This window comes from Synechococcus sp. Cruz-7E5 (assembly GCF_024345995.1).
Taxonomy (GTDB): domain Bacteria; phylum Cyanobacteriota; class Cyanobacteriia; order PCC-6307; family Cyanobiaceae; genus Regnicoccus_A.
Genome location: NZ_JAGQCE010000013.1, coordinates 33,385 through 54,426, shown reverse-complemented (window position 1 = coordinate 54,426; position 21,042 = coordinate 33,385). Strand labels below are relative to the sequence as shown.

Here is a 21,042-nt window from a genome sequence, read left to right as displayed (position 1 = left end):
GATGGTGCGGTCAGCCACTCGGCTCCATACCATAACTGAGAACCGTTCTCATTCCGAACCGCCAACCGATCCGACCTCGCCAGCAACGTCAGCAGCCCTGATTCAGGTGCTCCTGCTGGTGGGGTCGAGCCGCTCGCCCAACCAGGCCACCGGCAGCATCAGCAGCATCGGCAGGGCACAGATCAGCAGATCCCCTGAATCGAGGGGTGCCGTGTCAAAGAAGCGATTCATCCACTCCGTCTGGCTGAAGATCCACTGCACCGTGATGGTGCCCGCGATCCCCAGCGGAACAGCTGGAGCCTGGGCGAGGGCTCGCCAGCCCAGGCTCGGCAGAGCCAGCAGGCCTCTGCGCAGCTGGCTGATGCTGACCAGATACACCAGGTGGGCCAGCACCAGGCCTTGCACCGCCATGGTGCGGGCCAGGGACAGGTCACCGCTGCGCCGTTCGCTCCAGAAGAACAGCCCGAAGATCAGCGCCCAGTTGAACAGCGACACCACCAGCACCCGGCGGATCAGCCCGCCGGTGAGCAGGGGCTGATTCGGTGGGCGGGGCGGCTGCTGCATCAGTCCCGGCACGATCGGCTCGAACGCCAGGGCGATCGACATGGTGAGCGAGCAGATCATGTTGAGCCAGAGCACCTGCAGCGCCGTCACCGGCAGGGGCGTGCCCAGCACTGCCCCCAGCAGGATCGTCATCGAGGCGCCACCGTTCACAGGCAGCACGAAGGCAAGCGTCTTGCGGAGGTTGAGATACACCGTGCGGCCTTCTTCCACCGCCGCCTCGATCGTGGCGAAGTTGTCATCGGTGAGCAGCATGTCGGCCGCTTCGCGGGCCACCTCGGTGCCACCAGCGCCCATGGCGATGCCGATATCGGCCTGCTTGAGAGCCGGAGCGTCATTGACACCATCGCCGGTCATCGCCACCACTTCACCGTTCGCCTGCAGGGCCTGAACCAGCTGCAACTTCTGGGCCGGCGCCACCCGGGCGAACACATCCACCCGATCCACCAGCTCGGCGATCCCGTCGGCAGCCATGGCCTCCAGCTGGCGGCCATCGATCGCCGCCACTTCGGCCCCGCCGATGCCCATCTCGCGGGCGATCGCCCGGGCAGTTTCCACATGGTCGCCGGTGATCATCTTCACCGTGATGCCAGCCGCCTGGCAGGCCGCCACGGCCAGGATCGCCTCCGGCCGGGGTGGATCCAGCATCCCCTGCAGACCCAGGAAATCCAGGTCGGCCGCCACGTGGTGGTGCTCTAGCCGCTGCTGGGTGGGATGGGCCTGGCCGATGGCGAAGGCCAGCACCCGCTCGCCGCGGGCCGCCATCGCCGCCACCGCCGCCTCGATCGCCCGGCGATCGAGAGGCTGGGGTTGACCTTCGCCATCCAGTTGACGGCTGCAGCGCCCCAGCACCACCTCCACCGACCCCTTCAACAGGATGCGCTCGCTGCCGTGGAGGGTGGCCATGAACTGCTGTTCCGATTCGAAAGGGATGGCATCTCGGCGGGGATGGCGATCCAGGGCCCCCTGCCGATCGATGCCGGCCTCCTTGGCCGCCACCAGCAACGCCGTTTCGGTGGGGTCGCCCACCAGGAGGCCCTCGCGGCTGCTGGGGCGGGCGTCGTTGCAGAGAAGCCCGGCCAGCAGGGTTTCCTGCAGGGCCACGTTCACGCTGCCGGGGGCACTGCCGGTGGCCTCGCCCGGCCAGAGATCCTCGATCGCCGACAGCTCAGCGCCGGCGTAGAGGTGCTGCACCGTCATCCGGTTCTGGGTAAGGGTGCCGGTTTTGTCGGAGCAGATCACCGTGGTGCTGCCGAGGGCCTCCACCGCCGGAAGCTTGCGGATGATCGCCCGCCGCCGGGCCATGCGGTGAACGCCGATCGCAAGGGTGATGGTCACGATCGCCGGCAGCTCCTCTGGAATCGCCCCCACCGCCAGGGCCACTGCTCCGTCGAACATCTCGTCGGCCCCGCGGCCGCGCGCCAGACCAACCAGAAAGGTGAGGCTGGCCATCACCAGGATCACCTGCAACAAGGTGCGGCTGAACCGCCCGAACTTGCGCGTCAGCGGCGTGGTGAGATCCACCTGATCCTGCAGGGACGTGGAGATCCGGCCCACTTCGGTGGCATCACCGCACGCCACCACCAGGCCCATCCCCTGGCCGGAGGTCACGTAACTGCCGGCATAGGCCATGCCGATGCGCTCCGCCAGGGGCGCACTGGCCTCCACGGAGGTGCTGCCCTTGCCCACCGGCACCGATTCCCCTGTGAGGGCAGATTCATCGGTGTGCAGGTTGCGCCCCACCACCAGGCGCAGATCGGCCGGAACCCGTGCGCCCGCCTCCAGCCGCACCAGATCACCCACCACCAGCAATTCTGAAGGCAGCCTCTGGCGCACCCCACCGCGCACCACCTCCACCTCCGTACGCACGGCCCGCGCCAGAGCCGCAATGGCGCTCTCGGCCTTGCTCTCCTGCACGAACCCGATCACGGCGTTGATCACCGTGACGCTCCAGATCACCAGGGCATCGCGGGGGTGGCCGAGCAGCGCCTTCACAGCGCCCACCACCAGCAGGGTGATCAACAGCGGGTTGTTGAACTGCAGCAGAAACTTGAGCCAGGCGGGCTTGCCGCCACGGTTGGTGAGGCTGTTGGGGCCGAAGGCCACCAGCCGCCGCTGGGCTTCCGCCGGGTTGAGCCCCTCGGCGGCATCGCTGCCCAGGCCGGCGACCACCTCAGCCACCGGCAGAGCATGGGCTGGCGCGGACAGCAGCACCATCACTCGGCGTAGCAAGACTCGCGCTCAACCTTGCCGCAAGCTGGCGGATCCAGCCGAGCGCCTGGCCTGAGGGTTCACGTTGCCACGACGCTTAGCAACCTGTTACAGTTGTCGCAACAATCCGTTACACACATGGCTGACTCCGCTTCCCGCTTCGGTTTCGTCGCTTTCGCCGAAACCTGGAATGGCCGCCTCGCCATGCTCGGCTTCGTGATCGGTCTGGGCACCGAACTGCTCACCGGCCAGGGCATCCTCTCCCAGATCGGCCTGGGCTGATCGCCATGAGCACCGACTACACCGCAGCCACCGCCGCCGTCATCGGCCTTGTCGTTGTTCTGACCGGCATGGTCACTTACCTGCTCAGCCGTCCCAGCGACCTCTCTCAGTCATCACGATGATTGCCACCCTCACCGTCGTCCTGTTCAGCACCTGGCTCGCCGGCGCCCTCCTGCAGCCAGATCTTGCGGACTGACGCTTCAGTCCTTTTCCATTCACCCCAGGAACCCATGACCAACACTCCAGCCGACGGCACACGCTTCCAGCAGCCCACCGAACGGCAGATCCATCTGGACCAGCTCAAGCGCGCCGAGCTCTTCAATGGCCGCGCCGCCATGGTCGGCATCGTGATCGGCGTGGTGGTCGAAGGCCTCACGGGTTTCGGGATTGCCCATCAGATCGGCCTCGGCCCCCTGGTCGACGGTTACGCCGCCTGCCGCACCCAGTTTCTGCCTTTCTGCTTCTGACGCTCACGCCAAATGGCAAACACTTCGAATCCCCGGGCACTGCCTGGGGTTTTGCTGTCTGTGCCGACAGTGCCTCACGGTCGGCATCGCTGAGCGTGGCGATGCGGTAAATCCAGCTTTCATGAGGGACCTCGATACCAGGACATGACCCTGCCCCAGACCCCCGATCTCCTGGTGATCGCCGCCAGCAATGGAGAGAACCTCAAACTGGCTGAGCGCTTTGCCTCCGCTGCCAGGGAACAGGGACATTCCGCCGAGGTGCTCGACCTCACCACCGTTGCGCTGCCTCTGTTCACGCCGCGCGCCCAGGCAGCCGGCACACCGCCTGGGCTGGCCGATCTGGAGGCACTTCTCAGTTCATACCCCCGCTGGGTGATCTGTGCTCCGGAGTACAACGGCTCGATACCGCCGGTGCTCACCAGTGCCATTGCCTGGCTGTCGGTGCAGGGCGACGACTTCAGAGCCCTGTTCAATGGTCGTCCCGTAGCGATCGCCACGCACTCCGGCGGTGGCGGCCACACCGTGCTGACGGCCCTGCGGCTGCAGCTCGCCCACCTGGGTGCCCATGTGGTGGGCCGTCAGCTGGTGAGCAACAGCAGCCATCCAGCCAAAGACGACTCCATTGCCGACCTGATCAAGCGACTGCACCACCTTCGCGTGCCCCACCCCCAACCATGACCCTCTCAGCGAGTGGCGCGTAAGTAAGGACTCGGCGGAAAGGTCAGCTTTGCTTGCCGGTCAGTTGATCGAGAGCATCACCCAAAGCACCTGCAGCCTCGTGGGCTTGCCCTTCAGGGTTCCGGCGGTCGCCTGAAGACAGCTGATGTCTTACAGCTGATGGCTGAACTCTGAACTCTGAACTCTGAACTCTGAACTCTGACAATCAGCCTTGTCCGTGTGCCTCTGCAGGCTGGGAGCGCAGCTGATTCAGGTCAGCCATGATCAGCTCCGCGGCCCGCTCGGCGGCGTCGAGAAAGGGCAGCAAGGTGCGCTGGGCTCCCATGAATTCGAGCTTGGCCACCTCCGCTTCGTCATGGGCGGTGGCGATGAAGTGGCCCTGGAAACCGGCCGTTTCCAGCCCATGGCGGATGGCGGCGTTGGCCTTCAGCGAGGGCAAGGTGCTCACCACCACCGTGGCGGAGGAAAGCGGCAGTGAGGCCGTGAATTCCGGATCCTCGGAATCGCCGTATTGCACCGGCAGGCCATGTGCTTCTGCCAGCCGCAGGGCCTGAGGGTCGAAGTCGATGCCGAGAATCGAGAGGTTGTGGGGCTGCAGCTGGCGATAGATCGCGCTGCCGAAACGGCCCAGGCCCAGCAGGATCACATCCACCTGGACCGGACCGCTGATGGTGTCGCCGAGCTCGCTGAAAGGCATGGCGCGCTGAAACAGGCGCAGCGGCCCCTGCAGCCAGCCGTAGAGCTGTTCGGAGCCAAGGATCATGTAGGTGGAGATGGCGATGGTGATCACCCCCACCAGGGTGATCAGACTCACTTCCGCTTCGCCAAGCTGGCCGAGACGCAGCCCCAGCGCCGCCAGGATCAGCGAGAACTCCGAAATCTGGGCCACGGTCAGACCGGCCAGAAATCCTGTTCTGCGCCTGTAGCCCATCGCGCCCATGATCGCCACCACGATCAATGGGTTGCCCACCAGCACGAACACCGACAGCACCAGGGCCGGTCCGAGCTGAAGGCCAGCGGCCGAGAGGTTGAGGCCGGAGCCCAGGTCAATGAAGAAAAAGAGCAGCAGAAAATCGCGCAGCCCGGTCAGGCGCGAGGCAATCGCCTCCCGGTAGGCCGTGGAGGCGATCGAAACCCCACCCAGAAAGGCACCCACCTCCTTGCTGAAATTCACGCCGTCAGCCAGGGCCGCCAGACCCACCGCCCAGGCCACGGCGAACAGCACCAGCAGTTCCTGGTTCTGGGCCAGGCGGCTCAGCAGCGGCGGCATCACCCAGCGCATCGTGACTGCGGTGCCGAGCACAAAGGCAGTGCCCACCAGCAGCAGCCGGATCGCCTGGCCAACGATTCCGCCATCCGCCTGGCTGGTGAAGGAGGTGAGCAGGATCATCGCCAGGATCACGGCGATGTCCTGCACCACCAGGAAGCCGACTGCAATTCGCCCGTGCAGTGAGTCGATCTCCCGCTTGTCCGAGAGCAGCTTCACGATGATGATCGTGCTGGAGAAAGTGAGGCAGACAGCGATGTAGATCGCCTTCACCGGTGCAAACCCCAGCGCCAGACTCAACAGAAAGCCGAACAGAGCCGTGAACACGATCTGGCCCAGCCCGGTGGCCAGGGCCACTGGTCCCACCGAGCGGATCAAGCCCACATCCAGCTTGAGGCCGACCACAAACAGCAGCACCGAGATGCCGATGCTGGATAACAGCTTCAGTTCGCTGCCGCCCGAGGCCCAGCCCAATCCCGCTGGTCCGACCACGATGCCGGTGAGGATGTAGCCGATGAGCAGGGGCTGGCGCAGTTTCAGCGCCACGATTCCGATGACGCCAGCAATCATCAGGATGGCGGCCAGCTCGTGAAAGACGGTGCTGAAGGTCATCGTCGTCATCGGGGCGGGCATGGCCTCAGCTGCCGGCTGTGGCAGGTGAATGATGAGTGTGGCCTGGATTCCTGATGTTGTGGGGCATCCTTGCTGGGGCTGATCATGATCTGGTCACCGCACGCTGCCTCGTTGATGCGTCTTGACCGTCCACGCCTCCAGAGCCTGTTGGTGATCGTCTGTCTCCTCAGCGGAACCATGCAGCCTGGCCATGCCGAACCATGGAAGGCCTGCGCTTTCAACGACAAGACGATCCCCTGCCGTGACAGCCACTCCCCTGATGGGACGGTGCGCATTGTCTGGCAGGACGGCAAGGCCATGACCTATCGCCTGGTGAAAGCCGGCTTCCCCCTCTCCAGCTTGCGAGACTCCCTCGGCGGGATCTGGGAGCGGCAGATCTTCGTACAGGGCAATGCCGTGTTCACCAACAAGCTGAACGGCAATCGGATCCTTGTGCCCTTGCGCCCAGAAACCAAGAGGCCATGAATGGCCTCGATGCGTTCCTGCGCTGGAGGCAGTGAGTAGCTGCGCAAGCCTGAACAGAGCTGTTGCTGGCAGAGCTCCGGACTCGTTGAGTGAATCGTCAGCCGATGCTGCCTAGATCGGACCCCGGAAGAATGAAGATTCTTGTCTGTACCACTCATCCGTTGATTCGACAAGCCAAGAATTGGTGAATACGGAAGCGAGGAAGAGCACACGGGGGTTCCCCGGGCTTTCTTCGCGAGATGGTCAACACGTTTTTCTTTCAAGCCCAGGAGCTGAGCGCGATGACAACTTCAATCCTTTGTTCCATCATCAATCGTTTTAGCTGATCCAGTTCATATCGGTGCAGTCGAAATTTGCGGCAGACCAGGATCTGCGCGGATTCCCCGGCTTGGATACCGATAGACCCAAGAGATAGTCAGTCGGTGAAGATGCGCAGGCGCATCGGTGGCGATCTTCGTGAGGAGCTGAAAACTCAATTCTCCCAGTGAACCCATGTCAATCCTTCCTCATTCACGCCTGGCTCTCCTTCCCCTGCTGGTGGGACTCACCCTGCAAGCGCCGATCAGCCTTGCCCAGGTTCAAGCACCTCCCCTTTACGACAACCTCGGCTCGCACCACTACCCCCTTTCCATCCGGGATCGCCGGGCTCAGGCGTACTTCAATCAGGGGCTGCGTCTCTACTACGCGTTCAACCACGCGGAAGCGATCCGGGCCTTCCGCCACGCCTCCAGCCTCGATCCGGGCTGCGCACTCTGCCACTGGGGAGAAGCCCTGGCGTGGGGTCCCAACATCAACCTGGCGATGGACCGCGACGCAGGACTGCAGGCGTGGGCCGCTCTCAAGAAGGCACAAGCCAACCTGGCCACAGCCTCTCCGAAGGAGCGGGATCTGATTGAGGCTCTCTCCCGGCGCTACGCGGCTGATCCTCCGCAGGAGCGGAGCATGCTGGACGCCGCCTGGGCAGACGCATTGCAAAAGCTCGTTCGGAAGTACCCGAACGACATGGATCTCCGCACGCTCCACGCGGAGGCACTGATGGGTCTGAGTCCCTGGCAATACTGGAACAAGGACGGCTCAGCCCGTGAGAACACGGCAGAGATCCTGCGCCAACTCGAGACAGTTCTCCGGATCGCACCCAACCATCCAGGTGCCAATCACTTCTATATCCATGCGATCGAGGAAGTGCAGCCCGAGCGTGCACTGCAGGCCGCCGAGCGCCTGGCCGGCTTGATGCCTGGTGCAGGACACATCGTGCACATGCCTGGTCACATCTATGTCAGGGTTGGACGCTATCGCGATGCCATCACTGCCAATGAACATGCAATCCATGCCGATGAAACCTACATTCGGGCTCAACGTCCTGGCTTCGGAGTGTATCTGGCCGGCTATTTCCCCCACAATTACGACTTTCTGGCCTTCGCAGCCAGCATGATCGGCCGGCGCGAGGAGGCCCTGGCCGCCACCGAGACAATGCGCACGCTCGCCCCTGCAGACATGCTGGGCGCACCGGGGATGACCTTCCTGCAGCATCACCTCACCCGCCATCTGCAGATGAAGGTGCGCTTCGCTCTCTGGGAGTCGATCCTGGCGGAGGAGGCACCACCTGCGGATCTCGGACATGCCCGCGGGCTATGGGCCTATGCCCGCGGTCGTGCCCTGACCGCCCAGGGAAACCTTGTGGAAGCACGCGGACTCCTGGCGGAGCTCAAGGCCCTGGCTGCGGACCCCGAGCTGTCCGCTCAGCGGCTCGAGTTCAATACGTCCGGCACCGTGCTCTCCATCGCCTCTGAAGTGCTGGCGGCCCATCTCGCTGCGGCGGCCGGGGACTCCGCTGCGGCAAGGACGCACTTTGAGAATGCGGTATCACTGGAAGACGGGATGGTCTATGGAGAACCACCGGAATGGTCGATTCCCGTCAGACAGGACTTCGGTTTCTTCCTTCTGAAGGTGGGTGAATATTCCGCAGCAGAGCGAATCTTCCGTGAGGATCTGAAGCGCTTCCCCGCAAACGGCTGGTCCCTGCACGGGCTGGCCACGACCCTCCGCTCCGAGGGACGCCCAGACGAAGCCTCCTCCACCAGCGCCGAATTTCAGCGGATGTGGGAGGGAAACGAGCCGCCACCACTCGGGTCAGCCTTGAGCGTGCAAGCACCGGTCAGCGCCAACCTTTCCGCTCGTTGATCACCAGAGGCACTATCGGCTGCTGGCCTTTAGGTGCCCCCAGAGCCGAGCCGTGCCGTGCCGTGGCTCAACGGGCCTGCTAATGCCGACCCCGTGACCCACAGTTAGGCTAGAGATCTGATAAATGGGAATGATGATGGCAAAGAACATGCTCACTCTGCTGAAGTACAGCACCCATGACTGCTCAATCTGCCAGCGGATGGCCACCTTTGATGCCAAAGTAGCCGATGACCTGGGATTGGCTTTTGTGGATGTCGACATGAAGAATCCACTGATCTATGGGCGATACCGCAAGATATTGCTGCATCACTATCCCCTCAAGCAGAATCTGGGGCTGCCCACCTATCTGCTGGTGGAAAGCCCTGAGGGGGATTTCAGCATTCACGGCGAAATCGCCGGTGGCCTGCCTGAGGACAGATTTCAGGCACGCCTGCAGGAACTGTTGCGTGAATCCGCCAACAACTAAGACTGCTCATCAAGAGCGATATGACTCAACAAGGTGGTCACGAAGGCAAACATCAGAAACGGTAACGACAGCACGAAAATCAGCCCGATCACGGCGATGCCTGCCACGGGATGGGTGGCACCCATCAGCGCCATGCCTGCTGCAAGGCTCAGGAAGGTGACCAGCAACCACACAAGGATCTGCCCATAGATATCTCCATAGGTGAGTGTGCAGCGAAATGCGTAGCCTCTTGTTGAAGTCATGTTATCCAGTCCACTGAACGGAATTGATTGTCAACCGAAGATGCAGACCTGAAGTTGCAGGACTGCCGTTTCAGGAATACCAGTTGCGGTACCAGCGCTGCATCGTATTGATCTCGTCACTTTGCACGCGCACCATGTCTTCAGCGAGCTTGCGCATTTCAGGGCGCTGGCTGCTGTTGAGCTCCATGGTCGCCATCATCACGCCCATCTGGTGATGGGGAATCATCTGCTCGATGATCACCCGATCGAAGTCGGACGCCTGCCTGAGAGCCTCGAGGTTGGTACCCATCCAAGGCCCTCTCCCTCGATCAGCACTACCTGGAATTCCAATTCCTCCCATCATCCCGCCATGGTGCCAGCCCCAGCCAATCCCTGGTTCCCACTTGGGGAGATCGGCGTTGAACCACTGCCGGTACCAGCGCCGCATCTGTTCATTTTCGCGAGTCTGGCTGGCCTTGATGCTGCGGGCCATCTCCTTGATTTCCGGTCGGCGGGCGCGGGTCAGAGCCAGATCGGCCATCGCGATGGCTCCATCGTGATGCGAAACCATCATCTCGATGAAACGCTGATCACTGGGACCCATCCGGGCACTCCAGTGTGGTGCAACAACCTGCGCTTGCAGCACAGAGGGTTCTGATGTCTGAGTCCGAGCCACCGGCATCGCTCCGGAGAGCACGGCGAGGGCAAGCCCTGCACCCGCCAGCCGCAGCGTTGTGGATCCAAGTCTGCAGATGGAGCCGCAATTGAAGTCGAGCATGGTCTTCTCCCCAATGACGACCGTTCATCCCTCAAGCGTTGCTGCGCCCCCGGCCAGCAGTTGCGTTGCTTTACAAGATTTAGTGGCCGGATATCCACACGCATGCAATTAGAGAATAGGGCATAGAATTCGCGAAAGCTATTTTTATCTACAGCAGGCTACAGGTGCTGACTCGTCGGGCTCGACGCCTGGGATCTCTTCAAGTGGGTGGGGTTATCCCCTGTGCCACTGCGCCAGTCGTGAGGCACGATGAAAGCAGCCTTGTTGAATGTCAACCAAATGGCCCTACGCGACGAAATCTGTGTGCCTTGCCGAGATGGTGGCCCCACCCTTGAGGCGGAGGAACTGGCCTCCTTGCAGGCCGAGCTGCCCGATTGGGAGGTGCTTGAAGGCCACCACCTCCACAGGCGCATCAGCTTCCCCGACTTCAGTACGGCATTGGCCTGGCTGAATCAGGCGGGCGCCATCTGTGAAGACCAGGGCCACCACGGCGACTTCCGGGTGGGCTGGGGCTACGTGGAGATCGACATCTACACCCACAAAGCCGATGGCCTGACACGAGCCGATGCCGTCCTGGCGGCCAAGTTCGACGCCATCAACACCTGATGGGGCAGCACGCTGTGACACCTATCGCAAGCGGCTCCCCGTTCTGATTGAGTGGTTGGCCCACTGCGACGAGAGGGAGGGAGAACTGGTCCGGGCCGACCACCGGGAATGGGTCCCAGCCTGCTCCTGCGCGCCGAGGGGCTCAAGCGTCAGTTGGGGGATCGACTCCTCTGGAGTCAGCTGAATCTGGTGCTGGCCGCCGGTGATCGCCTGGGGCTGGTGGCACCCTCGGGGGCGGGCAAGACCTTGTTGCTGCGAGCCCTGGCTCTGCTCGATCCCCTGCAGGCCGGCACGATCAGCCTGCAGGGTCGCCCGCCGGCCACCTGGGGGCTGCCACGCTGGCGCTCGATGGTGCTGTATCTCGCCCAGCGGCCCACCGCCCATGGGGGAACGGTGGAGGCGAACCTGCGCTCGCCCTGGGAGTTCCAGGAGCTGCGGGGGCGTGGTGGCTGGCGTTATGAGCGGATCAAGGGCTGGTTGCAGGCCCTGGGGCGCGATCCCTCTTTCCTGGCCTACGACGCCGAGCGGCTCTCCGGTGGCGAGCTGCAGTTGTTGGCGCTGCTGCGGGCCCTGCAGTTCGATCCGAGCGTGCTGCTGCTTGATGAACCAACGGCCTCCCTCGATGGGGCCACCACCGCCGCGCTTGAGGCTCTGCTGATCGAGTGGCTCGCCGCGGGCCAGCGCGCCTGCGTGTTCACCAGCCACGACAGCGAGCAGATCCAACGCTTCGCCACCCGCACCCTGGAGCTCCGCCCATGACGCCCATGACCTCAGGAGCCCTGACGATCAGCGATGGCCGCCTGGCGCTTTCCGCCCTGCTGATCCTGGTGAACGTGGGGCTTTCGGCGGCGTTGCGCCTGGGCCTGACGCGCAGCCTGCTGGTGGCCTCGCTGCGCATGGTGGTGCAGTTGCTGCTGGTGGGCTTCGTGCTCGAGTGGCTGTTCCGCCAGGACCATGCGCCGCTGATCGTGCTGGTGGGTGCGGCCATGGCCATGATCGCGGGGATTTCGGCCGTCCAGCGCACCCGGCGCCGCTTCGCCGGCATCTACCTCAACAGCCTGCTCTCGGTGATGGCCTCCTCGGCGCTGGTCACGGGCCTGGCGGTGACGGGGCTGATCCAGCCCCAGCCCTGGTATGACCCCCAATATCTGATCCCCCTGCTGGGGATGGTTCTGGGCAACACGCTCAACGGCATCTCCCTGGGGCTCGATCGCTTCATGGAGGGTTTGCGCAGCGGGCGCGATCAGGTTGAAACAGCCCTGGCCCTGGGAGCGACCCGCTGGGAGGCCTGCCAGGAGGTGGTGCGTGACGCGATCCGCGTGGCAATGATCCCGACGATCAACTCGATGATGGTGATGGGGCTGGTGAGCCTGCCGGGGATGATGACCGGCCAGATCCTCCAGGGAGCGACGCCGGATGCGGCTGTTCGCTACCAGATCGTGATCCTGTTCATGATCGCTTCGGCGACAGCGCTGGGCGTGTTCGGCGTCGTTGGCCTGGCCTACGGACGGCTCACCAGCGCTGACCATCAGTTGCGGCTCGATCGGTTGGTCGGCTGAACGAGGTGATCGGGGTGGTGAACCTGGCGCTGATGATCTTCTGGAACCCATTCAGGCTGGGTCAGCTACGACAAGCTGCATCGCGAGTTCACAAGCGAGCTCCAGGCAGCGGTCGCCACCATCGAAGGCGGCGACTACGAAGATCTGTTCATTCCCTGAACACTTCAGCGCTGCAGCAGCCAGCGCAGCAGTGACAGGCCGATGATCAGGCCGATGCCGGTGTTCCACAGCAGTGAGGGCCGCTGGGAGAGGCGTTGGAGCCAGCGAGGCATTCGATCATCCCAATGCTCCTGCACCGTAAGCAGCAGCAGGGCCTTGGGGAGTCTGATGGCCTCTCGAGCGTTGAGCCCATGGCCGATCACTTGTGGGGAGCGGCTCTGCGGCGTGGGCGCACCAGCAGGCCATCCTTCGGGGAGGGGCTGGGAATGACCATGAGCGTCAGGTCCTGATCCGGCTCCATCTCCAGGCTCAGCTGCTTGAGCAGCCCCACCGCCAGCAGCCGGATTTCCAGCTCCGCCAGCGCCTTGCCCAGGCAGACCCGCTCACCGCCTCCGTAGGGCAGCAGGAACACTGCTGCGTCTCCGTCAAGATGCCGCTGGGGCCGAAAGGCCGCCAGATCATCCGGGTCGGCACCATGGCGATGGCTGGCGCTGATGTTCACCTGCACCACCCGATCGGCCGGCACCAGGACACCGGCCAGAGCGATGGGCTCCCGGGTGCGTCGAAAGAAGCCCCCCACCGGCGGGGTCAACCGCATCACCTCCTTCACCACCGCATCCAACCGTGGGGCCCGCAGGGCGTCGTAGGCGGTCACCGCTTCCCCCTCCGCCGGTGGCCAGGGCAAGGTGTCAAATTCTTCCAGCAGCCAGGCCAGCTCCGCGGGGTGCCGGAGCAGGGTCAGCAGCAGGCAACTGAGCGAGGAGGCGGTTGTTTCGTAGCCGGCGAACAGCAGGAGCAGAAGCTGCTCCGCCACGTCGTCGTCGGCCAGGGGGAGACCGGCTTCATCCAGGCCTCCGGCCAGCAGATCGAGTCCACCTGCGGCGAGGGGCGCTCCGGATGCAGCGGCGGCCTGGGCCTTCTGGAGCACAGAGCCCAGACGCAGCAACAGGCGCTTGCGGGCCTGACGGGCTCGGGCGAATGGACTGCCGGGCAGGGCGAACGGCAGGGAGAACAGGCCCTGGCACCAGGTTTCGAAGTCCACGAACAGGGCATCGCGATCGACGCCATCAAGCCCCAGCACCGTGCTGGCGATCACGCTGAAGGCAAAGCGCCGCAGCTTTGGCACCAGGGCCACGGGTGGTTCATCGACGAGCAGCTCCTCTGTGAGGCCATCAACCAGCGCCACGATCGCCGGGCTGTACCGCTTCAGGGCAGCGGATGCGAACAGCTGGCCCACCACCCGACGGCGGGCTTTGTGATCGGCACCGTTGCGGTTGGCCAGCGACAGCGGCCCCAGCAGCTCCCGCACACTGTCCGGCCACCAGCCCTGAACCGAATCAGCCTGGGCGAACAGGTCGCCGATCGCCTGCCCGCCGCGAATGAACACGGTGCGCTGCCCCAGCAGGCTGGTTTCGTAGACATCGCCGTAGCGCTCGAAGCGTGAGCGCGCGAAATCAGGATCCCGCAGGAAGGCGAGGGTCTCCAGCACGCCGCTCATTGCTGGCGTGCATGGAACGGGCCGAAGGGTGGCGTAATCGAGGGGCAAGCAATCAGAGCCGGAATGGTGCCCAGGCTGGCAGCCAACCGATAACGGCGCGACGCACAGGGCACTACAGCCCTTGGCTTCCACCTAGGCGAAGCCTTCTCGAAAAGAGGCAGCAAGGCTCGGCCCGTCGATGCCCGGACCCGAGCCGATTCGCTCCATCGACCCAGGCAGCCTGGGGCCTGCACGACAAAGCCCGGTGACGAGGCCACCGGGCTTTGAAGGTGTTTGGGTGTGGGGGCGGAGCTGCTGACGCTGGCACCTGGGGCCAGTTGACAAGTGGGACCTCCCGTTTGGTCCTGGGCACCTGAGGCAGAGCCATTAACGGTGCAGTGGACGGCGACGATGTCACACGCCAGGGAAGTCAGTGATCCGTCGAGATTGTTGGAGCAGGGACCGGATCGTCAGCGCACTCCTGGCTGATGCTCAGGTGGGGTGTCTTCCATGCTCTGGAGCCTCCCGGTTGTCGATGCATTCACAATCGGACGGCAAGCCGCTGCTGGCAATTTCTGCAGCGCGATCAACAACTGTCTTCACCGGGCGCAACGGGGATTCATGAAGAGGGCTTCATGGCTCCGGAACCGGCACCCTCGGCGAGCCTGGCAACACTGCCAGGGCCTGCAGGCTGGAGCTCAACTCTGGGTGTCCGTCGGTTCTGGCGGCAGCCGCCGCTCCACCTGCAGAAACACCAGCCAGGCCACCCCAGCGCTGAGGCCGCCGGTCCAGTCGCTGCGCAGTAGCTCCACGATCGAGATCGTGCTGGCACCGATGCGCAGGCCACGCAGCAGAAAGCGGCCCAGCTTCTCAGGATTTGAGGGCAATGGCATGGGCTGCGGCTGGAGCTTCAGGTTGGCGGGAGGGTAGATCCCGCCAGCAGCTGAGCGATCAACACCACCAGCTGATCCAGTCGATCGAGGCGTTGCTCCAGGTGCTGCAGTGCAGCCCCGCTGGCCCTGATCCCAGCTTGGATCGCAGGAAGTTGTGGGACGCAACTAGACCTGCCGGGAAGTCCCGTTTTGACCGAAAACGGAGAGGGTGGGATTCGAACCCACGGAAGGTTTCCCTTCAAACGATTTCGAGTCGTTCGCTTTCGACCACTCAGCCACCTCTCCAGGACCGACCTTCCATGCCCACAGGCATCGATGGCTCAGCCAGGCGGCACTCTACGGATTCATCAGCACGAATTCATCAACGCGCATGCGTCAGCCTGCTGCTCCCTCCAGCGATCCACTCTTCCCGCTGGCGCTCCAACCCCTTGGCAGGCCGGGGGCCGTGCCGCTGAGCCAGACCCGTCCGGGGCCAGCGGCGCTCAGCAGCTGCTGCTGGCGGGGGCTGGGGCGAAAACCAAGCCACACTCCCGCCAGCGATCCATCATTGGGCTGGCCGCGATCGCTCCAGGCCTCGAGCGACTGGGGATCGGGCAGCAGCCACCAGCGGTGGCGGCCGATACCGAGGGCCATGGCCTGGCTGTCGCCGCTGAGGGGAGCAAGGCTGAGCCCGGGGCTCTCCAGGCGCTGACCCGGCTGCAGGCCGCTCTGCCCATCGTGGCTGGAGACCAGCAGCGAGGTCTGGCCACTCCAGCAGGCTGGATCGGTCGGGGCGACCGGATCGAGCAGGGTGATCCAGTCGTAGCGCTCCAGGCCGAGGCCGCTGGCGAGCTTGCGGGCATCGGCGCAGCTGAAGTCATCGGCGCGGCCACTCACCAGGGCGCCACGCCCCCGGTGGCGGGCCACCAGCAGATCGCCGCTCCAGCGGTGCACCAGCAGCAGGGCATCACCGCCGAGCAGGGCCAGATGAACCGTCAGCACCAGCGCCAGCCCCCCTGCCCCCAGCCGCCGCGGCCAGGCGCCGGCAGCCGGCAGCAGCCAGGGCAGCAGTGAGAGGCCGAAGAGCAGCACCAGGGCGGGCAGTGGGCGACCCAGCTGCCACTGGGCCATCGGCAGGGCCGCAATCGCACGGGTGATCGCCAGCAGCAATCCGCTCAGTGGCAGCAGCGGCCAGGCCAGCAGCGGCAGCAGGGGGGGCAGCAGCACCGCCGTGAGGGCCATCGCCATGGCGCCGAGGGTGAGCGGGGTGAGCAGGGGCGCCACCAGCAGGTTGGCGGGCACGGCATAAAGAGGAACGATGCCGAAATGGTGCAACTGCAGCGGCAGGGTCCAGAGCGAGGCGGCCACGGGCACCGCCAGCCCCGCCGCCGCCCAGGCCGGCAGGCGCCTGGTCAGGGCCGTCTCCAGGGGACGGGCGGTGAGGATCAGCCCGGCGGTCGCCGCCACCGAGAGCTGGAAGCCCACGTCCTGAAGCCACCAGGGCTGGACCAGCAGCATCAGCAGAACGCTCAGCAGCAGCACCCCCAGGGGCCGGCTGCGGCCGCCGCTCTCCAGCACCGCAAAGGCCACCCCACCCATCAGCACCGCTCGCACCACCGAGGGCTGGGGGCCCGCCAGCAGCAGGAACAGCAGCATCGCCCCCAGGGCCAGGAGGCAGCGGGGGAGCCGCGGCAGCCGGCGACCGAGGGCCATCACCGCGCCAAGCAGCACCGAGAGGTGGAAGCCGGAGGCGGCCAGGGCGTGGGAGAGACCGGCGGCGCGGAAGCTGGCGCCCACATCCACAGGCAATGGCACCACGGCGCTGCCGAGCACGAGGGCAGCGAGAATGCCCCCACGGCGCTCCCCGCCCTGCTGAATCAGGGCGGCGGCCATGCGGCGGCGCAGATCGGCGATGGGGGTGGCCGGGCGAGCCAGCACCCTCAGATCCGTGCTGGCCCCCAGGCGCAGCTGGCTCCAGATGCCGCGGCGAGCGAGGCGTTCCGCCGGACCGCTCAGCAGCGGATGGGGGCCGCTGGCCGGCCGCCGCAGGCTGCCGCTGGCCTCCACCAGCCAGCCCTGGCGCAGGGGCGGACAGGGCTCCAGCAGCAGCTCCGTGCGTCCGCCGGCCGTGCGCATGGGCACCGAGCAGCCCCCCGCATCGCCCCGAGGGCGGGGATCGCTGACGAGCTGGCCACGCAGCACCATCTCACGGCCACTTTCGCCCTGCAACAGCTGCACCGGATCGCCGGGGCCTGGCTGGGGCTGGCGCCAGAGCGACCAGAGCAGCAGCGACGGGGCAATCACCACCAGGGTCAGCGTCGGCAATGGCCTGGCCCCCAGCTGCCGTGCCCGCCAGCAGCCGGCCGCCCCGAACAGGAGCAGGAGGACCAGCCGGGGCATGGCGGCCAGGGGCACGGTGCCCAGCGCCAGCCCCGCCAGGGCGAGCGACACCACAAGAAAGGGCATGGAACCAGCGCCAGTCCCCGAAGGGTTCCCCGCTCAAGGGGTTCTGGTCGCCATCAGGTCGCCATCTGTGGTCATCTGGTCGCCAGCGTCAGCCGGGCAGGCTGAGCATCAGCTCACAGAGCTGGGGGCTGGGCAACTCCTGACCCAGCAGCGGAGCCACCAGGGCCGCCAGCGGCCTCAGCCGGCAGGGCCAGATCGCCCGCTCCGTGAGCCGGCCCGTCTGGAAGCTGCCAGCGATCAGCACCAGCGCCAGCAGGTTGCGTTTCATCGGCGGAGCCTCCCTGGAGTGACCTCAGGCCAGAGCCGGTTCAGCCGCGATGGCGCGGCGCTGGTCGTCGCTGAGCAGGGGAAAGCCCAGGGCCTGCCGTTCCTGCAGCCAGGCCTCGGCCACCTGGCGCGCCAGGTGGCGGATGCGGCCGATGGTGGCGGTGCGCTCCGTGACCGAGATCACGCCGCGGGCCTCCAGCAGGTTGAAGGTGTGGCTGCACTTGAGCACGTAATCCAGTGCCGGGGCGGGCAGGCCCGCCGCCACCAGATCGCCGGCTTCCGCCTCATAGAGGGCAAAGAGCTGCTGCAGTCGTTCGGGGTTGGAGGCCTCGAAGTTGTAGGTGCACTGGCCCTTCTCGGAGGCCAGCCACAGATCGCCGTAGCTGCGCTGGCCGTTCCAGCTCAGGTCCCAGATGCTCTCCACATCCTGGAGGTACATGGCGAGGCGTTCGAGCCCGTAGGTGATCTCGATCGACACCGGCCTGCAGTCGAGGCCGCCGCACTGCTGGAAATAGGTGAACTGGGTGACCTCCATGCCATCCAGCCACACCTCCCAGCCCACACCCCAGGCACCGAGGGTTGGCGACTCCCAGTTGTCCTCCACGAAGCGGATGTCGTGGTCACGCTGGCGGATGCCGAGGGCTTCGAGGGAGGCCAGGTAGGTCTCCTGGATGCCGTCGGGGGAGGGCTTGATCAGCACCTGGTACTGGAAGTAGTGCTGGGCGCGGTTGGGGTTGTCGCCGTAGCGGCCGTCGGTGGGGCGGCGGCAGGGTTCGGGGTAAGCCACGGCCCAGGGCTCGGGACCGATCGCCCGCAGCACCGTGTGCGGACTCATCGTGCCGGCGCCTTTTTCCGTGTCGTAGGGCTGCAGCAACAGGCAGCCCTGGTCGGCCCAGAAGCTGTTCAGGGCGGCGATGATGTCCTGGAAGTGCACGGAGCTGACCGGATCTGGGATGGAGTCTTGGGCGTGGCCGTCGCCCGCTGGCAGGGATTCTGAACGGCGACGGCGCCAGGGGGCCGGGGTTCCGCAAACCGCAGCTTTGACGACAACGGACTGCCGGGCCAGAGGTCATCAATTGCTTGAGAATCAGCACGGACATCGCCCATGACGACACTCAAAGCCCTGGGTCTCAGCTGGTTCGCGCTGGCGTCGCTGTCCATGTCCGTTATCGCTCCGGCCACGGCGGCGGAGTGGCGCGACAGCGACTGCCGCTTCGACAGAGACGACGGCGGCAATGCCGTGAAGGTGTGCCGGGACCGGGAGTCGATCGGCATCTTCTGGGATGACGGCTCGTACGTGAATGGATGGTGTGACAGCCGCGACTACGACATCGAATTCGAGGGAATCAGCAAAGCCGATGCTCTCACCTGGGTGAAGGTCTACTGCGGCTGATGCTGCGACCCGGCGAGGGGCGAGGTCTCAGGCCAGCAACTGCAGCAAGCCCATCTGGCCGCCGGCCAGGGGACGGTGACGGGCCCAGCTGAAGCCCGCTGCTCGCGCCAGCTGGTGCTGCTCGCCGCCGCTGGGAAAGCGCTCCAGGCTGGCTTCGAGGTAGGCGTACTGCTCGGGCAGATCGAACAGGCGCGCGGTGGGCACCACCAGCCGGCGCAGGTAGAGGCGCTGGAAGGCCGCTGCCATTGCCCCGGTGGGAGAGCTGGGGTCGGGGCGGTTGAAATCCAGCACCGCCGCCCGCCCGCCCGGGCGCAGCAGCCGGCGCAGCTCCCTGAAGCCCTCGGCTGGATCAGCCAGATTGCGCAGCCCGTAGGCCATCACCGCACCATCGAACGACTGGGGCGGCAGGCCTGTGGCCAGGGCATCGCCCTGGCGCCACTGCAGCGGCAGCCAGGGCTGGCGGGCGGCGCGGGCGGCGGCCACCTGCAGGGGAGCACTGGCTGCATCAAGGCCGATCACCTGCCCGCCTGGCCGCACCTTCCCGGCCAGCACCAGTGCCAGATCACCGGTGCCGCAGCAGAGATCGATCAGTCGCTGACCTGGCCTCGGCCGCAACCACAGCACCGCCTGGCGCTTCCAGAGGCGGTGGAGCCCGAAGGAAAGCAAGTCATTGAGCTGGTCGTAGCGAGGGGCGATGGCCTCGAACAGCTCTCGCACCGCCTTGGGATCACCGGGCTTCAACGGCGGAGATGGAGCGGGGAACTCTCAGGACAATCGCAGGTCGGAGCAGCGGCTGGGATCCACCAGGCAATCGAGGGACCCTTCCCAGGGCAGGTTGACCGAATCGAGGCTGACGCCTGGTTCCTCGATGGGCTGGGGCAACCAGAGAGCTCGGCCGGCGAGGCGGTTTGGACCGGTGAGGGTGAGCACCATCACAGTGGCCAGGCCGACAGCGGCAGAACAGACCATGCAGCCGGCGAGCATCAGCGAAAACTCACGGCGGTCGTTGGCCGCCTGCATCAACTGAAGAGCCCAGGCCACCAGGGCCACCACCACAACCACCATCAGTAGGCCGAGGGCTGTGGAAAGAGGTGGCTGCAGGGCCGGCACGGGAGATAGACGAAAGAGAGCCTAGGTGTAGGCAGTTGAATCAATTTAACGAGAGTTTGCGACCGGCTGTGATCGCAACGCCTCAGCCGGCCAGGGCGGGCGAGTAAGCCTCCAGCGACTCCGCCTCCAGCGGCCGCAGCTCCAGGCCCCGCGCCAGCAGCTCGCTCTTGATCGCCTGCACCGTGAGCACGCCGTCGTGGAGGAGGGAGGCCAGCAGTGCCGCTGAGGCATGGCCCTCATCAAGGGCGGCGGCGATGTGATCGATACTGCCGGCGCCACCGGAGGCGATCACCGGCACCTCCACCGCCTCGGCCACAGCACGGGTGAGGACCAGGTCGTAGCCGGCCTGGGTGCCATCGCCATCCATGGAGGTGAGCAGGATCTCACCGGCGCCGAGGGCCACGGCACGCCTCGCCCAGGCCACGGCATCAAGGCCGGTGTTCTGCCGCCCACCCTTGACGTAGACGTCCCAGCCGCTGCCATCCGGGCGGCGCCGGGCATCGATCGCCACCACGATGCACTGGCAACCGAACTGGCGGGCCCCTTCGCCGATCAGCTCCGGCCGCGCCACCGCCGATGAGTTGAGGCTCACCTTGTCGGCGCCTGCCCGCAACAATTCTGTGATGCCCTCCACGGAGCTGATGCCGCCGCCCACGGTGAAGGGAATGGTGACGGCCTCGGCGGTGCGACGCACGAGGTCAACGAGGGTGCGGCGACCCTGGTGACTGGCGGCGATATCGAGGAAGACCAGCTCATCGGCACCGGCGACGTCGTAGCGGCAGGCGAGCTCCACCGGATCACCGGCATCGCGCAGACCGATGAAATTGACCCCTTTGACCACCCGGCCGTCGGCCACGTCGAGGCAGGGAATGATGCGCCGGGCCACCATGGTCTCGCTGTTAAGGTTGCGCCACCCGATCCAG

Annotated in this window: 22 protein-coding genes and 1 tRNA gene; 10 read left to right on the top strand and 13 right to left on the bottom strand. The window is 65.5% G+C overall.

All coding sequences use genetic code 11. The features are described 5' to 3' along the window. Positions 1–102: 102 nt before the first annotated feature. Entirely contained in the window at positions 103–2,778 is a 2,676-nt protein-coding gene (locus tag KBY77_RS13090) for an HAD-IC family P-type ATPase (protein WP_255105240.1), read from the bottom strand. A gap of 132 nt (positions 2,779–2,910) precedes the next feature. Between KBY77_RS13090 and KBY77_RS13085 the strand changes: the two genes are divergently transcribed. From KBY77_RS13085 to KBY77_RS13075, 3 genes are all read left to right on the top strand, one after another. Further along, positions 2,911–3,054, top strand: a complete 144-nt coding sequence (locus tag KBY77_RS13085; protein ID WP_094554169.1) for a chlorophyll a/b-binding protein — start codon at positions 2,911–2,913, stop codon at positions 3,052–3,054. A gap of 230 nt (positions 3,055–3,284) precedes the next feature. Then, positions 3,285–3,521 (top strand): chlorophyll a/b-binding protein, encoded by a 237-nt coding sequence (locus KBY77_RS13080; protein WP_255105238.1) that lies wholly within the window; start codon positions 3,285–3,287, stop codon positions 3,519–3,521. Between the two features lie 144 nt (positions 3,522–3,665). Beyond that, positions 3,666–4,199 carry an NADPH-dependent FMN reductase gene (locus tag KBY77_RS13075; RefSeq protein WP_255105236.1) on the top strand — a complete coding sequence of 178 codons (534 nt, stop codon included), beginning with the start codon at positions 3,666–3,668 and terminating at the stop codon, positions 4,197–4,199. Between the two features lie 205 nt (positions 4,200–4,404). Here the strand turns inward: KBY77_RS13075 and KBY77_RS13070 are convergent, their stop codons facing one another. Next, positions 4,405–6,099: a cation:proton antiporter gene (locus KBY77_RS13070; protein WP_255105233.1), complete on the bottom strand. Its 1,695-nt coding sequence runs from the start codon at positions 6,097–6,099 to the stop codon at positions 4,405–4,407. Between the two features lie 84 nt (positions 6,100–6,183). On the opposite strand from KBY77_RS13070, the gene KBY77_RS13065 reads away from it, so the two are divergent. The 3 genes from KBY77_RS13065 (at position 6,184) to KBY77_RS13055 (ending at position 9,211) form a co-directional block, all read left to right on the top strand. Further along, positions 6,184–6,564, top strand: a complete 381-nt coding sequence (locus KBY77_RS13065) for a hypothetical protein (RefSeq protein WP_255105231.1) — start codon at positions 6,184–6,186, stop codon at positions 6,562–6,564. Positions 6,565–7,056: 492 nt separating this feature from the next. Beyond that, complete coding sequence (locus KBY77_RS13060) at positions 7,057–8,745, top strand: hypothetical protein (protein WP_255105229.1); 1,689 nt, start codon at positions 7,057–7,059, stop codon at positions 8,743–8,745. A 148-nt stretch (positions 8,746–8,893) separates the two neighbouring features. Then, positions 8,894–9,211 carry a thioredoxin family protein gene (locus KBY77_RS13055; RefSeq protein ID WP_255105228.1) on the top strand — a complete coding sequence of 106 codons (318 nt, stop codon included), beginning with the start codon at positions 8,894–8,896 and terminating at the stop codon, positions 9,209–9,211. On the opposite strand, the gene KBY77_RS13050 is transcribed toward KBY77_RS13055, so the two are convergent. Both KBY77_RS13050 and KBY77_RS13045 read right to left on the bottom strand, forming a co-directional pair. Then, on the bottom strand, positions 9,208–9,378 hold the full coding sequence (locus KBY77_RS13050; RefSeq protein ID WP_399212855.1) for a hypothetical protein: 171 nt from the start codon (positions 9,376–9,378) through the stop codon (positions 9,208–9,210). The genes KBY77_RS13055 and KBY77_RS13050 overlap by 4 nt on opposite strands. Positions 9,379–9,523: 145 nt before the next feature. Then, positions 9,524–10,036 (bottom strand): DUF305 domain-containing protein, encoded by a 513-nt coding sequence (locus tag KBY77_RS13045; protein WP_255105223.1) that lies wholly within the window; start codon positions 10,034–10,036, stop codon positions 9,524–9,526. A 453-nt stretch (positions 10,037–10,489) separates the two neighbouring features. Between KBY77_RS13045 and KBY77_RS13040 the strand changes: the two genes are divergently transcribed. The 3 genes from KBY77_RS13040 to KBY77_RS13030 all read left to right on the top strand — a co-directional run bounded on the left by KBY77_RS13040 (position 10,490) and on the right by KBY77_RS13030 (position 12,375). After that, positions 10,490–10,816, top strand: coding sequence for a 4a-hydroxytetrahydrobiopterin dehydratase (locus KBY77_RS13040; RefSeq protein ID WP_255105219.1), 327 nt, complete (start codon positions 10,490–10,492; stop codon positions 10,814–10,816). Positions 10,817–10,924: 108 nt separating this feature from the next. Continuing rightward, a complete protein-coding gene (locus tag KBY77_RS13035) occupies positions 10,925–11,575 on the top strand; it encodes an ATP-binding cassette domain-containing protein (RefSeq protein ID WP_255105217.1) in 651 nt (216 codons plus the stop codon). Continuing rightward, positions 11,572–12,375: an ABC transporter permease gene (locus tag KBY77_RS13030; protein ID WP_255105214.1), complete on the top strand. Its 804-nt coding sequence runs from the start codon at positions 11,572–11,574 to the stop codon at positions 12,373–12,375. The genes KBY77_RS13035 and KBY77_RS13030 overlap by 4 nt, the downstream gene beginning before the upstream one ends. A 358-nt stretch (positions 12,376–12,733) precedes the next feature. Here KBY77_RS13030 and KBY77_RS13025 read toward each other — a convergent pair whose 3' ends face one another. The 6 genes from KBY77_RS13025 to glyQ form a co-directional block, all read right to left on the bottom strand. After that, entirely contained in the window at positions 12,734–14,032 is a 1,299-nt protein-coding gene (locus tag KBY77_RS13025) for a cytochrome P450 (protein WP_255105347.1), read from the bottom strand. A 677-nt stretch (positions 14,033–14,709) separates the two neighbouring features. Further along, a complete protein-coding gene (locus KBY77_RS13020; protein WP_255105212.1) occupies positions 14,710–14,904 on the bottom strand; it encodes a hypothetical protein in 195 nt (64 codons plus the stop codon). A 200-nt stretch (positions 14,905–15,104) separates the two neighbouring features. Beyond that, a tRNA-Ser gene (locus KBY77_RS13015) sits at positions 15,105–15,189 on the bottom strand. A 90-nt stretch (positions 15,190–15,279) separates the two neighbouring features. Continuing rightward, the gene (locus tag KBY77_RS13010; RefSeq protein ID WP_255105209.1) at positions 15,280–17,349 is read right to left on the bottom strand and encodes a ComEC/Rec2 family competence protein; all 2,070 of its coding nucleotides are present in this window, start codon (positions 17,347–17,349) and stop codon (positions 15,280–15,282) included. 88 nt (positions 17,350–17,437) lie between these two features. Continuing rightward, the gene (locus tag KBY77_RS13005) at positions 17,438–17,617 is read right to left on the bottom strand and encodes a hypothetical protein (RefSeq protein WP_255095008.1); all 180 of its coding nucleotides are present in this window, start codon (positions 17,615–17,617) and stop codon (positions 17,438–17,440) included. Positions 17,618–17,641: 24 nt separating this feature from the next. Then, on the bottom strand, positions 17,642–18,550 hold the full coding sequence (glyQ, locus tag KBY77_RS13000; RefSeq protein WP_255105206.1) for a glycine--tRNA ligase subunit alpha: 909 nt from the start codon (positions 18,548–18,550) through the stop codon (positions 17,642–17,644). Between the two features lie 171 nt (positions 18,551–18,721). On the opposite strand from glyQ, the gene KBY77_RS12995 reads away from it, so the two are divergent. After that, positions 18,722–19,009, top strand: coding sequence for a hypothetical protein (locus tag KBY77_RS12995; protein WP_255105203.1), 288 nt, complete (start codon positions 18,722–18,724; stop codon positions 19,007–19,009). A gap of 27 nt (positions 19,010–19,036) precedes the next feature. On the opposite strand, the gene ubiE is transcribed toward KBY77_RS12995, so the two are convergent. The 3 genes from ubiE to hisF form a co-directional block, all read right to left on the bottom strand. Then, positions 19,037–19,750, bottom strand: a complete 714-nt coding sequence (gene ubiE, locus KBY77_RS12990) for a bifunctional demethylmenaquinone methyltransferase/2-methoxy-6-polyprenyl-1,4-benzoquinol methylase UbiE (RefSeq protein WP_255105200.1) — start codon at positions 19,748–19,750, stop codon at positions 19,037–19,039. Between the two features lie 24 nt (positions 19,751–19,774). Further along, a complete protein-coding gene (locus KBY77_RS12985; protein ID WP_255105197.1) occupies positions 19,775–20,119 on the bottom strand; it encodes a hypothetical protein in 345 nt (114 codons plus the stop codon). Between the two features lie 82 nt (positions 20,120–20,201). Then, complete coding sequence (gene hisF / locus KBY77_RS12980) at positions 20,202–21,008, bottom strand: imidazole glycerol phosphate synthase subunit HisF (RefSeq protein WP_255105194.1); 807 nt, start codon at positions 21,006–21,008, stop codon at positions 20,202–20,204. Positions 21,009–21,042 lie beyond the last annotated feature (34 nt).